This window comes from Polaribacter sargassicola (genome assembly GCF_021991835.1).
In the GTDB taxonomy this organism is placed as follows: domain Bacteria; phylum Bacteroidota; class Bacteroidia; order Flavobacteriales; family Flavobacteriaceae; genus Polaribacter; species Polaribacter sargassicola.
In genome coordinates, this window is record NZ_JAHDAU010000011.1 from 36100 (window position 1) to 51888 (window position 15789).

11 protein-coding genes are annotated in these 15789 nt (G+C 27.6%); 5 read left to right on the forward strand and 6 right to left on the reverse strand.

Going from position 1 to position 15789, the window contains the following annotated elements:
* The first annotated feature begins 132 nt into the window (after nucleotides 1-132).
* The 3 genes from pheT to KI686_RS14530 are packed head-to-tail and all read left to right on the forward strand — an operon-like array spanning nucleotide 133 to nucleotide 4276.
* On the forward strand, nucleotides 133-2559 hold the full coding sequence (gene pheT, locus KI686_RS14520) for a phenylalanine--tRNA ligase subunit beta (protein ID WP_237590054.1): 2427 nt from the start codon (nucleotides 133-135) through the stop codon (nucleotides 2557-2559).
* A gap of 44 nt (nucleotides 2560-2603) precedes the next feature.
* Nucleotides 2604-3638 (forward strand): quinone-dependent dihydroorotate dehydrogenase, encoded by a 1035-nt coding sequence (locus KI686_RS14525; RefSeq protein ID WP_237590055.1) that lies wholly within the window; start codon nucleotides 2604-2606, stop codon nucleotides 3636-3638.
* A gap of 23 nt (nucleotides 3639-3661) precedes the next feature.
* Complete coding sequence (locus tag KI686_RS14530; RefSeq protein ID WP_237590056.1) at nucleotides 3662-4276, forward strand: LysE family translocator; 615 nt, start codon at nucleotides 3662-3664, stop codon at nucleotides 4274-4276.
* 118 nt (nucleotides 4277-4394) lie between these two features.
* Here KI686_RS14530 and KI686_RS14535 read toward each other — a convergent pair whose 3' ends face one another.
* The 3 genes from KI686_RS14535 to KI686_RS14545 form a co-directional block, all read right to left on the reverse strand.
* Entirely contained in the window at nucleotides 4395-5576 is a 1182-nt protein-coding gene (locus KI686_RS14535; protein WP_237590057.1) for an aspartate aminotransferase family protein, read from the reverse strand.
* 2 nt (nucleotides 5577-5578) lie between these two features.
* Nucleotides 5579-7213, reverse strand: a complete 1635-nt coding sequence (locus tag KI686_RS14540) for an OstA-like protein (RefSeq protein WP_237590058.1) — start codon at nucleotides 7211-7213, stop codon at nucleotides 5579-5581.
* A gap of 80 nt (nucleotides 7214-7293) precedes the next feature.
* Entirely contained in the window at nucleotides 7294-8016 is a 723-nt protein-coding gene (locus KI686_RS14545; protein WP_237590059.1) for a DUF542 domain-containing protein, read from the reverse strand.
* A 239-nt stretch (nucleotides 8017-8255) separates the two neighbouring features.
* On the opposite strand from KI686_RS14545, the gene KI686_RS14550 reads away from it, so the two are divergent.
* Together KI686_RS14550 and KI686_RS14555 are read left to right on the forward strand one after the other, a co-directional pair.
* Nucleotides 8256-9692: a pyridoxal phosphate-dependent decarboxylase family protein gene (locus KI686_RS14550; RefSeq protein WP_237590060.1), complete on the forward strand. Its 1437-nt coding sequence runs from the start codon at nucleotides 8256-8258 to the stop codon at nucleotides 9690-9692.
* 107 nt (nucleotides 9693-9799) lie between these two features.
* Nucleotides 9800-11602, forward strand: a complete 1803-nt coding sequence (locus KI686_RS14555) for a hypothetical protein (protein WP_237590061.1) — start codon at nucleotides 9800-9802, stop codon at nucleotides 11600-11602.
* Between the two features lie 66 nt (nucleotides 11603-11668).
* On the opposite strand, the gene KI686_RS14560 is transcribed toward KI686_RS14555, so the two are convergent.
* From KI686_RS14560 to KI686_RS14570, 3 genes are all read right to left on the reverse strand, one after another.
* Complete coding sequence (locus KI686_RS14560; protein ID WP_237590062.1) at nucleotides 11669-12940, reverse strand: adenylosuccinate synthase; 1272 nt, start codon at nucleotides 12938-12940, stop codon at nucleotides 11669-11671.
* 39 nt (nucleotides 12941-12979) lie between these two features.
* Nucleotides 12980-13429, reverse strand: a complete 450-nt coding sequence (locus tag KI686_RS14565; protein ID WP_237590063.1) for a Fur family transcriptional regulator — start codon at nucleotides 13427-13429, stop codon at nucleotides 12980-12982.
* Nucleotides 13430-13502: 73 nt separating this feature from the next.
* A complete protein-coding gene (locus KI686_RS14570; protein WP_237590064.1) occupies nucleotides 13503-15725 on the reverse strand; it encodes a RelA/SpoT family protein in 2223 nt (740 codons plus the stop codon).
* Nucleotides 15726-15789 lie beyond the last annotated feature (64 nt).

A 15789-nucleotide genomic window follows, 5' to 3' on the forward strand; every position in this document is an offset into this window, starting at 1 on the left:
TTTATCATTTTTATAGTACTCTTTTTTAGATCTTTTTTAATTTTTATTGTGTAAAAAAGTAAAGTGGATAAAATTAGGAATAAAAAGTAGATTTTAAGTAAATTTGCCGTTAATAAACCTTAAAAAAAGAATATGAAAATATCATACAATTGGTTGCAACAGTTTTTACAGGTTGATTGGGAACCTATTAAAACAGGAGAGTTGTTAACTGATTTAGGATTGGAAGTTGAAGGCATTGAAACCAAAGAGTCTATTAAAGGAAGTTTAAAAGGGATTGTTGTTGGTAAAGTTTTAACATGCGTGCAGCATCCTAATGCAGATAGATTAAAAGTTACAACTGTAGATTTAGGCTTAGAAGCACCTGTACAAATTGTATGTGGTGCACCAAATGTAGCTGCTGGGCAAAAAGTGCCGGTTGCAACTATTGGCACAACTTTATATGATGATAAAGGAGAAGGTTTTAAAATAAAAAAAGGTAAAATTAGAGGAGAAGAAAGTCATGGAATGATTTGTGCCGAAGACGAATTAGGTTTAGGTAAAGGGCATGACGGAATTCTTGTTTTAGATGAAAACTTAGAAGTAGGTACACCTGCAGCAGAAGTTTTTAATATAGAAACAGATTATGTTTTTGAAATTGGTTTAACACCAAATAGATCTGATGCTATGAGCCATTTTGGTGTAGCTAGAGATTTGCGTGCAGGATTAATACAAAAAGATATAAAATTAGAGTTGATTTCTCCGTCTGTTAGTAATTTTCATGTAGATGAAAGAACTTTACGTTTTGATGTAGAAGTTGAAGATAAAGACTTAGTTCCTCGTTATTCTGGTATTACAATAACAGATGTTGTGGTTAAAGAATCTCCGGAATGGATTAAAAATAGATTAAAAGCAATTGGTTTAACACCTAAAAACAATATTGTAGATATTACAAATTATGTTTTACACGAGTTAGGGCAACCTTTACATGCTTTTGATGCACAAAAAATTAAAGGAAACAAAATTATTGTAAAAACTCTAGAAGAAGGTACTAAATTTACTACTCTAGATGAAGTAGAAAGAGAATTATCATCAGAAGATATTATGATTTGTGATGGAGACTCTAATCCGCTTTGTATTGGTGGTGTTTTTGGTGGATTAGAATCTGGTGTAACAGAATATACCAATTCTATTTTTTTAGAAAGTGCTTATTTTAATCCTGTTTCTATTCGTAAAACAGCAAAAAGACACGCTTTAAATACAGATGCATCTTTCCGTTTTGAAAGGGGAATCGATATTAATTTAACAAAATACGCTTTAAAAAGAGCTGCTTTGTTAATAGAAAAATATGCAGGAGGTAAAATGGCTTCTGATATTTCTGATTTTTATCCTGTTAAAATAGAAGACTTTCAAGTATTTTTATCTTATGATAATGCTTACAGATTAATAGGGCAAGAGTTATCTAAAGAAACAATAAAAAATATTTTAGCTTCATTAGAAATTAAAATTAATAGTGAAACTGCCGGTGGTTTAGGGTTAACAATTCCTTCTTATAGAACAGATGTTCAGAGAGAAGCAGATATTATAGAAGAAATATTAAGAGTTTATGGTTACAATAATATAGAGTTTTCTCATAAATTAAATACTTCTATTTCTTTTGATTCTAACAAAGAAATTAAGGTAGAAAATATTATTGCAAACCAATTAAGTGCACTTGGTTTTAATGAAACAATGGCAAACTCTTTAACAAAACCAGAGTATGCAGGTTTTTCAGAAAATATAAATGAAGAAGCAAATGTAGAAATGTTAAATCCGTTAAGTAACGATTTAAAGGTTTTACGTCAATCTTTGTTATTTAGTGGTTTAGAGTCTGTCTCTTACAATATTAATAGAAAAAATAATTCATTACAATTTTATGAGTTTGGTAAAACATACCATAAATACAACGAAAAATATCAAGAAAATAAGCATTTAACGCTTTTTGTAACAGGTAACAGAACAAAAGAAAGTTGGAGTGTTGCTAATAAAACATCAGACTTTTTCTATCTAAAAGGTGTTATTACTTCTTTATTAAGTAGATTAGGTTTAGATAAAGTAAAACCAACACCTACAAAACAAGATGTTTTTTCTGAAGGACTTTCTTTAAGTTTAGGCAAAACGAAGTTGGTAGAATTTGGAGTTGTAAAACGTGCTGTTTTAAAAGAATTTGGAATAAAACAAGAAGTTTTATTTGCTGATTTTGATTGGGATGCAATTCTTAAATTTATAGGCAATAAGCAAGTAAAAGTATCTGATTTACCAAAATTTCCGACTGTAAAACGTGATTTGGCTTTATTGTTAGATACTAAAACAGAGTTTAAAGAGGTTTATAATTTAGCTTTTCAATCGGAAAGAAAGTTATTAAAAGAAGTAGATTTATTTGATGTTTATGAAGGTGATAAATTACCAGAAGGTAAAAAATCTTATGCAGTAAGTTTTTTAATTCAGGATGAAACTAAAACACTTACTGAAAATCAAATTGATAAAATAATGCAAAAATTACAGCAAACTTTTGAAAAAAATTTAAATGCTGTTTTAAGATAATTTAAAAGCTCCTTTATTAAGGAGCTTTTTTTAGATTTAAAATTATGTACAAATTAATAGTAAGACCAATTTTCTTTTTATTTGATCCAGAAAAAGTACATTACTTTACTTTTTCTTTAGTAAGAAATTTATGTAAAATCCCTTTTTTATCAAATATATTTAGAGGATTATATCAAATAAACGATAAAAAATTAGAGCGTAATTTATTTGGATTAACATTTAAAAATCCGGTAGGATTAGCAGCTGGTTTTGATAAAAATGCGGTTTTATATAACGAATTAGCTAATTTTGGATTTGGTTTTGTAGAAATAGGTACTGTAACACCTAAAGGTCAAGCAGGGAATCCTAAAAAAAGGTTATTCCGTTTAAAAGATGATAACGGAATTATTAATAGAATGGGCTTTAATAATGAAGGTATGGAAGCTGCTATTACAAACCTTAAAAAAAATAAAGGAAAAATTATTATTGGTGGTAACATTGGTAAAAATACTGCAACACAGCCAGAAGCTTACACTAAAGATTATTTAGAGGTTTTTAACGCTTTACATGCTTATGTAGATTACTTTGTTTTAAATGTAAGTTGCCCAAATGTTGGCAGTCATGCAAAATTAAACGATAAAGATTATTTAGTAGAACTAATAACAAATTGTCAAAACTTAAATAATAAAAAAGAAAAGCAAAAACCAATCTTATTAAAAATTGCGCCAGATTTAAATGATATTCAGTTAGATGAGATTATAGAATTGGTTGCAGAAACAAAAATTGATGGTGTAATTGCATCTAACACATCTACTTCTAGAGACAATTTAAAAGAGTCTAAGAAACGTTTACAAGAAATTGGTAACGGTGGTGTAAGTGGTAAGCCTATTAAAAATAAGAGTACTAAAGTAATTAAGTATTTAGCAGATAATTCTAATAAATCATTTCCTATTATAGGAGTAGGAGGTATACATTCTGCAGAAGATGCAATAGAAAAAATTGAAGCAGGAGCAGATTTAGTACAAATTTATACTGGTTTTATTTATGAAGGACCAGGTTTAGTAAAAAAAATAAATAAAGCAATTTTAGCAAGAAGTTAGTCTGTATATTTAATTTAGAATTTATGGCAGAAACCTTACTTTCTTTTATTGCTGCAACTTTTGTTTTGGCTCTTGCGCCAGGACCAGATAATATTTTTGTTTTAACACAAAGCATAGTAAATGGAAAAAAATATGGTTTAGCAACTGTTTTTGGCCTAATTTCAGGATGTTTAATACATACAACTTTGTTAGCTTTTGGTGTTTCTGTAATTATAAAAGAATCTGAAAATTTATTCTTTTTAATTAAGTTATTTGGCGCTTTATATTTATTGTATTTAGCTTATAAAGTGTACAAATCTGACCCTAATATTATTTTGTCTGAAGATAAAGTAACTAAAAAAAGTACAAAGCAGCTATTTAAACAAGGGTTTATTATGAATGTATTAAACCCTAAAGTTTCAATTTTTTTCTTAGCTTTTTTTCCAAGTTTTCTTTTTAGTAATACCATAAATCCTATAATTCAATTTTATACTTTAGGATTTATTTTTATGCTTATTTCATTAGTCGTTTTTTCTTTAATAGCTGTTTTAGCAGGTTCAATATCAGAAAAAATTAAAAAAAATAATAAGATTGGCTTTTATTTAAAATGGATGCAAGTTGTAGTTTTTATTCTAATAGCTATCTTTATATTAATTTAATAATACAATTTTTTAAAGACCTTATTTTTTATTAAATACTAATTGTAAGTTAATTAAATACCTTATCTTAAAGTTTTTATTTAACTACAAAAAAATAAGCGATTATTCAAATTAATTTCTAATTTGAAATTTTATTGATAGCTTTTAAAATGATATCACAACCTTTTATAATTTCTTCATCAGAAATTGTTAGCGGTGGTGTAATTCTTAAAGCTCTTCCTTCAAAAAGCAAAAAGAAAAGTATTAAACCTTTATCTAAACATTCAAAAACTACTTTAGAAGCCAATTCTGGACTTTCTAAAATTGCTGCTAGCATTAAACCTTTACCTCTAATTTCTTTAATTAAAGGATGATTAAGTTGCTTTTTTATCAATTGTTCTTTTCGTAAACTTTCTGCAATCAAATTTCTACTGATAATTTCTGTAACAGTTGCATTTGCTGCTGCTGCAATTACAGGATGACCAGCAAAAGTAGATATATGACCTAATTTAGGATTGTCTTTTAATAAACTCATATTTTCAAACGAGGATATAAAAGCACCTATTGGCATTCCGCCGCCTAAACCTTTACCCGTAATTACAATATCTGGTACAACATTATAATTTTCAAATCCCCAAAACTTACCAGATCTACCTATTCCAGATTGAATTTCATCTAAAATTAATAATGCGCCAACTTCTTTACAACGTTCTTTTATCTTAAATAAAAAATTATTTTTAGGTTCTATAAAACCAGCTCCACCTTGTATGGTTTCTAAAATTACAGCAGCTGTATTTTGTGTAATTTTATCAATTTCTATTTCATTATTAAATTCTATGAATTTTGTACCAGGAATTAATGGTCTAAAAGCTTGATTCTGTTTTTCTACTCCGTTAACACTCATAGATCCCATGGTATTACCATGATAAGCATTTTTTGCTGCAATTATTTCTGATCTACTTGTAACTCTTTTAGCTAATTTTAAAGCTCCTTCTGTTGCTTCTGTACCAGAGTTTGTAATATAAACTGCATTTAAATTTGTTGGAGAGCTTTTAGCTAATAATTTACACAATTCTACTTGTGGCTGTTGTATAAACTCGCCATAAACCATTACATGAGAAAATGCATCTAATTGATTTTTAATTGCATTTGTAACATTTGGGTTGTTATGCCCAACACTATTTGCAGAAACTCCGGCTACAAAATCTAAATATTCTTTACCAGATGTATCGTAAATATAACTGCCTTTGGCTTTAGAAATTTCTAGAGCAAATGGGTGAGGTGAGGTTTGGGCTTGATATTTAAAAAAATCTGTTTTCAATATTATTGTTTTTTATTTTTAATGTCAGACTTTTTAGGTTTTTTACCTTTTTTCTTTTCTAATGCTTTATTTAAATCGTTTAAGGGCTTTTTATTATCTTCTTCTTCGTTATTCAAAGGAAGTTTAATATCATCAATAATAAAAATATCTTCCATTTTTTTAGGTTGTTCTTCTTCTCTCCAAATAAAACCCTTTAAAACTCTTACATCATCTGGTAATTTAGATGGTGGATACGTGTTACCATCTGATTGTTTTAGATATTTAATAGTTTCTATTTGACCATCACTTAAAGTAAATTCAATATTACTAGATATTTCTTTTGTAATGGTTTCTAAAACCTGTGTTTTTTCGTTTCTATTAAAATAAACAGATTCTGCATTCCCTTTAACCAAAAGTGTTCTAAGTTTATTGTTTTCAAACTTACCAAACATATTTCTTCCTTTAATTTGATTAAAGTTATCATCAGAAATAGAATCTTTAGAGATTATAAAAGAATTATTTAACACCTTTAAAGAGTCTAATTTTTCTGTTTCTACATTAGAAACTAAATGAATTGTATCTCCTGTTATTTGATTTTGATCAGACCAAATTACAGGATTTTTAAACATTTTTGTTAAACCTGTTTGTTGGTCTGTGTGTATAGAATCGCATTTACCTTGTAAATCAGATTTAAAAATTTTTACATTATGGTAGGTTCTAACAATTCTTTGTTCTGGTTTACCTGTAACCAATAAAGTATCTCCATGTACAAACATAGAATCTTTATCTACAATAGTAATAGCAACCGCTTTCTTAACAATAAAAAGAGAGTCTTTTAATTCAAAAAGCTCTGCATAATTACCTTTAGTTATAAAGTTTTCTAAAGTATCTATAACCTGAATATTATTGGTTGCAGAAGCAAAACCTTTATTTTTATCATAATACAAACTATCACCTTCTATAGTTCTTTCTTTTAAAAATATTTTTGCTTTTTTAACAAAATGAGAAACATCTGTTTTAGTATTGTAAAAACCTTTTTCGCAATAAATTCTATTCTTATTTTCTAAATTTGTTATCGTAGATGGTCCGTATAAATAAGTATAACCAGATTCTGTATAATAATCTAAGTGATCAGATTCTAGGTGATGTTCTGGGTTAACAACAGTAACTCTAGAAGTTGCTGTAAATTTTTTATTCTCTAAATAATAATTACCTATTTTACTTTTTAACGTGTTTGTTTCGTCTTTTATAGTTGCATAATTTTGGTAATATAGTTTTTGATTTAATCGATCAAAATGAAGCGTATCTGTAGTTAACGTCATTGTAGGGTCTTTTAATACAACATTTCCCCAAGATAATGCTTGTTTAGAGTTTGCATCATAATCTGTATAATCACTTGTTTGTGTAATTGTATCTCCTTGTTTTATAACTACTTTACCAATAGCTTTAAAAAAGTTTTTTTCTCTGTAAAATAATGCTTGTTGACTGGTTAACACAATGCCTTCATGTGTCATTTTTACATTTCCTATTAAAACAGTTGCTCCAGGATATTTTTCTTCATCTGTATCTTGAATCTCTGCTTTGTAGTTAATGATTCTGGTTTGCGAATATGCAATAGTAGAAATAAGTATAAAAAATAGAATAAATATTCTTTTCAAAATAATAGTTTTAAAGACAAAAATACTGAAAACTAAATGGCAATCTATTAAAGAAAAGTGAAATTTATTTTATTGTCTTTTTAACGTGTTAAAATTGTTTTTTCTAGCTTCTTTGCTTTCGGAAATAATATGTTATTTTCTAAATGGATGTGTTTGTTAAGTTCTTCTTCAAACTGCTTTAGTTTTACGTACAATACTTTTAAAGTGTTGCATGCATTTTTTGGTATTTTGTAGTTATTTGTTAAAAAAGAAATGCGTTTAAAAGTTTTTCCTACTTTGCCATGATCGTCTTCTAAAGCTTCTACAGGTTCATTTAAAGGAGAGTTTGTTATACTTATTTTTTTGTTTTTCTTCTTAGCTTCAATTAATTTTTTTATGTAAGGAAACAAGATGGTTTCTTCATTTTTCATATGCTCTAATATTTCATCAGAAATTTCTTCAATTAATTTATCTACTTCTATCAATTCTTTAATTGTTTTACCATAAATTTTCACAGCTTTTTTACTGTAATCTTTAAGTAGTAAAATATTCTCTTCTTCATATTCATGATGAATATTTATTAAAAAATCTATTAAAAAATCTAATTTCCAAGAATTATAATCTTTTAAATAATATTTATTTTTATTAACAGATTCTAATTCTTTAACAATTTTCTGCACATTAATATTTCGCTCTTCACATATTTTAGAGAGCAACATATTACCATGAAAACTAAAATCTATTTTATACTTTTTAAAAACAGATGCCGTATTTATGTTTTCGGTAACAATACCAGCAACACTTTTATTAATTAGAGACTTCATCTTTTTTGTAAAGTTTTATTCTACAAATTTGACTTAGTTTTTGTCATAAAAAAATGACTTTTATCACAATTTTAAGCTATCATCATATAAACTAATACTTTACGTTTTTTTTTGATAACCATATTTACGTTATATATTTTTTTTGTGATATATAAAATGAGGTTGTTTTTTTAAAGAAAATATAACTTTATCTTCATTATAAATTTTAGTTCTTGTAATTTGCAAAAAAATATTTTTTGATGAAATCACCTTTTTATTTAACTAAAGAAGAAATGCAAGCATATGGCTATAAAATTGTAGATACCATTGTAAACCATTATGCAGATGAAGAAAATAAAAACCCTGTAAGCAAAGCTTCTAGAGAAGAAATGGATACCCTTTTTTTAACAGAAGCACCAGATAATGCAACACCTGCAGATGAAGTTTTAGATTTTGTAACCAAAAATGTATTACCTAATAGTAGTATATCTACGCATCCAAAATCTTTTTCTTTTGTACCTGGGCCAAGTAACTTTATTAGCACCATGGCAGATTCTTTAGCTACAGGTTTTAATATCTTTTCTGGTGGTTGGATTGTTTCTCCTGCCGCAGCAGAATTAGAAATTGTTACATTAAATTGGCTTTTAAAAATGTTTAATTTTCCTGTAACAAAAGGAGGAGGAATTTTTACAAGTGGTGGTTCTATGGCTAATTTAACAGCAATAACTACTGCCAGAAGAATTAAATGTGGCGATGATTTTTCTAAAGCAGTTATTTATCTATCAGATCAAGCACATTCTTCTAACATTAAAGCAATAAGAATTTTAGGATTTAAAAAAGAACAAATAAAGATTATTCCAACAGATTTAGAGTTTAAAATAGGGATTAACAAGCTTAAAAACGAAATTGCAAGAGACAAATTAGAAGGTAAAAACCCTTTTTGCATTATTGCTTCTGCAGGAACAACAAATACAGGTACTGTAGACCCTTTAGATAGATTAGCTGATATTTGTGAAAAAGAAAATCTTTGGTTTCATATTGATGGAGCTTATGGTGGTGCAGCCATTTTATCTGAAAAAGGAAGTAAAATTTTACAAGGAATTGAACGTGCAGATTCTTTAACAGTAGATCCTCATAAATGGTTTTTTCAGCCTTATGAAATAGGATGTTTATTGGTAAAAGATTCTTCTTGGTTAAGCAATACTTTTAGTGAAAAACCAGAATATTTAAGAGATATAGAAGGTAACGAATCTGAAATTAATTTTTACGATTATGGTATACAATTAACAAGAAGATTTAGAGCTTTAAAATTTTATATGTCTATAAAAACGTATGGTTTAAATGCCTTTAAAAAAGCAGTTACCTATAATATTGATTTAGCAGATAAAACAGAAGATTTATTAAGAGAAAGTAAAAATTGGGAGATAGTTTCTCCTGCTACTTTGGCAATAATAAATTTTAGATACAATCCTTTAAGTAAAGATTTAAATGAAAAAGAGTTAAACACTCTAAATCAAGAGATTTCTTCTAGAGTAATAGAGTCTAAAGAAGCGCTTTTAGTTACTACTGTTTTATTAAATCAAATAGTAATAAGAATGTGTTTAATCAACCCTAAAACTACTTTTAAGCACGTTGAAGAAACTTTAAATCAGTGTGATAAATATGCCCAACAAATCTTACTAGAATGGGGTAAATAATTTATAATATAAAACATAACTATTATCAATTTTTATGAAGTTGATAATAGTCATGTTTTTCAGTTGTAAATAACTATACATTGCGGTTTATAAAACATTTAAAATAAATGAAAAAAAGCGCACATTCATTTCATATTCCTGTAATGGGTATTGGTTTTACAATAGATTCTCCTTTAAAAGTAGCACAATACGGTATAGATTCTGTTGTTTCTTTGGTTGATGATATTTTAGTAGAGAAAATGAGAAAACTTTACAGTGAAAAATTAGAACTACCTTATAAAGAAATAACTGATAAAGTTGAAGATTTTAGAGCAAAAAGAATTACATCTTATCTAAACTTATTACACGACCAAACAGAGCAAAAATTCAATCAACTTAAAAATATTACGTCAATAAAAAGTAAAGCTTTAAGTGATTATATTTCTATGTTGCCAGATTATTCTGTTATTAAAAAAGGTTTTTTTAAATTAATAGAAGAGGGAGTAAGTTTTTCTAAATTGAAAGATTTTACTAATAGAAATTTAACAATGGGTAATATTGATGTAAATATTATGACCAAAGTTGATAAAGAAAATTACCAAAACAAAAAATTAATGCCAGTAGAGTATAATGATGCTCATGCAGCTTTAAGAGGTTTTGCTAAAAGTAAATTGTCATCTTCTTTAGTACTTTCTGCAGGTTTAAATCCTCGTTTGTATTCTTATATTAGTTCTTTTAATGATTTTTTTCCTGATAAAAATGGTTTTATTAAAAAGAAAATCATTTTAAAAGTTAGTGATTATAGATCAGCTTTTATACAAGGTAAGTTTTTGGCTAAAAAAGGTTTATGGGTTTCTGAATACAGGATAGAATCTGGTTTAAATTGTGGTGGACATGCTTTTGCTACTGATGGTTTTCTTTTAGGTCCGGTTTTAAAAGAATTTAAAGAAAATAAAGAAACTTTAAAAAATCAGATACAAACTTTAGTGTTTAAAGCTTTAGAAGACACAAATAAAGTGATACCTATTAATGATTTAGATTTAAAAATTACAACGCAAGGTGGAGTAGGTACAGATGAAGAACATTCTTTTTTAATAGAAGAGTATCAATTAGATTCTATAGGTTGGGGAAGTCCTTTTTTATTGGTACCGGAAGCCACAAGTGTAGATAAAACCACAATTGAAAAACTTAGAAAAGCGAAAGAAGAAGATTTATATTTAAGTAATACTTCTCCGTTAGGAATTCCTTTTAATACTCTAAAAGGAAATACAAAAGACATTCAAAAACAAGAGTTGATTGACAAAGGAAGGCCAGGTACGTCTTGTCCGAACAAATACATCGCTTTAAACAAAGAATTTAAAGAAAGTGGATTATGTACAGCTTCTAGAGAATATCAACACCTAAAATTAAAGGAATTAGATTCTTTAAATATTTCTGATGAAGAAAATTACGCTAAAAAAGAAAAAATTATTGAAAAATCTTGTATCTGTGTAGGTTTAGGCACATCAACATTAATTTTAAATAATGTAAGCACAAAAAAAACTGGAGATGGAGTTTCTGTTTGTCCAGGACCTAATATGGCTTATTATGATAAAGTAATTAGTTTAAAGGGAATTACTGATCATATTTATGGAAGAAAGAATATGATAACTAGGGCAGATAGACCTAATGTTTTTATAAAAGAATTATCACTTTATATTGCGCATTTAGAAGATAAAGTTGATGAAATTAAAATAGCTGTAGATAAAAAGCAATTGAGATATTTATCAAAATTTAAAAATAATTTAGAGGCTGGTATCCATTATTACAATGAAATTTTTACCGATAAGAAACACTTTTTTGCAGAATATAAAGAAACACTTTTAAATGCATTAAAAGTAGAACAAAATAAATTGGCTTTAATTGGTTTAGAAATAGAAAATCTTAAATAGTTTTTTGCATAAAAAAAGCATCTTTCAGTTTTAGAAAGATGCTTTTTATATTTATTTAAAAATAAATTATCTTGTAATAGTTTGTTTTCTATCCGGACCAACAGAAACTATAGATACTGGTACGCCTGTTTCTTTTTCTATAAAAGCAACATAATCTAATAAGTTTTGTGGTAATTCTTCTGCAGAAGTCATTTTTGTTAAATCATCTTCCCAACCTTTAAATTCTGTATAATTAACAGAAACATTTTCTGGTTCTATGTTATAAGGTAAATGGCTAATTTCTTCTCCTTTATAATTGTAAGAAGTACATACTTTTAAAGTATCAAATCCAGATAAAACATCACCCTTCATCATCATTAATTGCGTAACACCATTTACATCAACAGCATATTTTAAAGCAACTAAATCTAACCAACCACAACGTCTTGGTCTACCAGTTGTAGCACCAAATTCGTGCCCAACTTTAGCCATTGTAGCTCCATCATTATCAAATAATTCTGTAGGGAATGGTCCAGAACCAACACGCGTAGTGTAAGCTTTAAAAATACCAAAAACTTCTCCAATTCTATTTGGTGCAACACCTAAACCAGTACATGCACCAGCAGCTGTTGTGTTAGAAGATGTTACAAAAGGATATGTACCAAAATCTATATCTAATAAAGAACCTTGAGCTCCTTCTGCTAAAATTGTCTTTTTATCTTTTATAGCTTGGTTTAAAAACTCTTCACTATCAATAAAAGCTAACGTTTTTAATTTGTCTATTCCTTTACAAAATTCTGCTTCTAATTCTTTTAAATCATATTCTATTTGAACATCAAAGAATTCTAACATTTTAATGTGCTTTTCTGTTAAAGCATCATATTTTTCTTTCCAGTTTTCTAATTCTAAATCTCCAACTCTCATTCCATTTCTACCAGTCTTGTCCATATAAGTTGGGCCAATTCCTTTTAGAGTAGAACCAATTTTAGCCTTTCCTTTAGAAGTTTCAGATGCAGCATCTAATAATCTATGAGTTGGTAAAATTAAATGTGCTTTTCTAGAAATTAATAATTTAGATGTATAATCTATATCGTGTTTGTCTAGGTTTTCTAATTCTTTTTTAAAGATAACAGGATCAATAACCACTCCATTACCAACAACATTTAATGCTGTTTTATGAAAAATTCCAGAAGGAATTGTATGTAAAACATGTTTATGTCCGTCAAAAATTAGAGTATGACCAGCATTTGGTCCTCCTTGAAAACGAGCAATGATATCGTAATTTTTAGTAAGTACATCTACAATTTTACCTTTACCTTCATCTCCCCATTGCAATCCTAGTAATAAATCTACAGCCATTAGTGTGTAATTTAATATTTTATTTTTTTGTGTTGTTGTTTAAGATTTTTTCTTTTTTGTTCCGTAAAAATATAGAGAATGACTATGAATATCAATATCAAAAATTTCTTCTATTGTTTTCTTTATAACCTGTATTCTAGGGTCACAAAACTCTTTTACTTCTCCTGTATCTGTAAAAATTACGTGATCGTGATTTTTATCGAAATAACTTTTTTCATAACGAGCCATAGATTGCCCATCAAACTGATGTTTTCTAACCAATCCACAATCTAAAAGTAAATCTATGGTGTTGTAAAGCGTTGCTCTACTAACACGATAGTTTTTATTTTTCATTTTAATATAAAGTGATTCTATATCAAAATGTTCTTCAGAAGTATAGATTTCCTGAAGAATTGCGTAACGTTCTGGTGTTTTTCTATGTTTGTTTTCTTCTAAATATGCAGTGAAAACTTTTTTAACTACTTCTTGATTTTCAAGAGAATTACTCATTTACAGGTGATTTTTACAAAAAGCAAATTTACAGTTATTTATTAATTAATTTACAATTTTAATCAATTGATATTTACAAAGTATTAACACGTTCTACTTTTTTAACCCCTTCAATTTTTAAAAGGTTTGTTATCAGCTTGTTTAATTGCGAACTATTCTTTATGCTTATAGATAATTTTCCATCAAACACTCCATCATCCCCTTTAATATTTATACTGTTAATAAATACGCCCATATTACTAGAGATAAGACGTGTTACTTTATTTGCAATTCCTTTATTATCAACCCCTTCAATTTTTAGTATCGCTTTAAATTCTTGTTTTGTAGAATCTATCCATTTAGCTTGCATAATTCTATATGCATAGTTAGATTGTAAAGAAATAGCATTTGGGCAGTTCATTTTATGAACCTTTATACCATCATTTATAGTTAAAAAACCAAATACTTTGTCTCCTGGTATTGGGTTACAACATTTAGATATTTTATAATCTAATTTTTCTTCTTCTTTACCAAAAACTAAAGCATCATATTTATTATTAACTTCTTCTGTTTCTGCTACAAAATCATTTTCAGAAGAACTTCTTCGTAATTTTGTTTTAAAGAAGTTTAAAATTTTACTGTTTCTTTGAGAAACAAATGCTTTTAATTGAGTGTTATCTATTGCACCGTTACCAACTCTAAAAAATAAATCGAAACTTGTTTTAAGCTGAAAATAGTTTACTATTTCGTTAATATTTTTATCATTGAAAGCTATTTTTAAATGACGCAATTTACGTGTTAATATTGCTTTACCTTCTTCTGCTATTAATTTTTCTTCTTCTTTTAATGCTGCTCTAATTTTACCTTTTGCTCTGGCTGTTATAACAAAATCTAACCATCTTGCATTTGGCTTATTTGTAGAACTGGTTATAACCTCAATTTGATCTCCACTTTTTAGTTTATGACTTAAAGGCATTAGTTTACCATTTACTTTTGCGCCTCTACAAGTTAAGCCTACATCTGTATGTATAGAAAATGCAAAATCTAAAGCGGTTGCATTTTTTGGTAACGATTTTAAATCTCCTTTTGGCGTAAAAACATATATTTCTTTAGAATATAGATTTAATTTAAAATTCTCAACAAAGTCTACAGCATTTAAACTCTGAGTTTCTAATGTTTCTTTTAATTTATTTAACCAACTTTCTAAACCACTATCTTCTTGTGTACCTTGTTTGTATTTAAAATGAGCAGCATAACCTTTTTCTGCAATCTCGTTCATTCTATTAGAACGTATTTGTACTTCTACCCATCTAGAATCTGGTCCTACAACAGTAATATGTAAAGCTTCATAACCTGTAGATTTTGGTTGTGTAATCCAATCTCTTAACCTAGAAGGGTTTGGTTTAAAGTAATCTGTAACTATGGTGTAAATTTTCCACGCATCAAATTTATCATCATTAGAATTTGGTTTGTATATAATTCTAATAGCATATTTATCATAAACTTCATCAAAGGTTACGTTTTGTTTAATCATTTTTCTACGGATAGAATAAATAGATTTAAAACGTCCTTTTATTTCATAATCAAAATTTTCTTTATCTAAACCAGCTTTTAAAGTGTTTTCAAATTGATTCAAATAATTTTGTTGATCTTCTTTACTCTCTTTTATTTTACTTAAAATACTGTTATAAGCCTCTGGTTCTGTATATTTTAATCCTAAATCTTCTAATTCTGTTTTTATATTATACAAACCTAATCTATGTGCTAAAGGCGCATAAATATATAATGTTTCAGATGCTATTTTAACCTGTTTATAATCTGGCATTGCATCCATTGTTTGCATATTGTGCAACCTGTCTGCAATTTTTATTAAAATCACCCTAACATCATCATGCAAGGTTAATAGCATTTTTCTAAAATTTTCTGCTTGTATAGATGCGTTTTGTTCTTTATTTAAACGAGAAATTTTAGTTAAACCATTAACAATTTTAGCAATAGTTTCCCCAAAAAGACGCTCCATATCTTCTATAGTGTACTCTGTATCTTCTACAACATCATGCAAAAGGGCAGATGCAATAGAAACAGCATCTAAACCAATCTCATAAGCTACAATTTTGGCAACTGCTATTGGATGAAAAATATAAGGTTCTCCTGTTTTTCTACGCTGTTTAGAGTGTGCTTCTACAGCAATATCAAACGCCTTTCTTATAAGTTCTTTATCTTCTTTAGATAAAACCTCATAAGTTCCTTTTAATAAATCTTTATAGCGGTTAGCTATTTCTTTATTTTCTTCTTCTATTGTTGCGTTGTATTCCATAAGTTACACTTTTGAAAAAATATAATATTATAAGTGAATTTATGAAGAAGTATTTTAACAAACA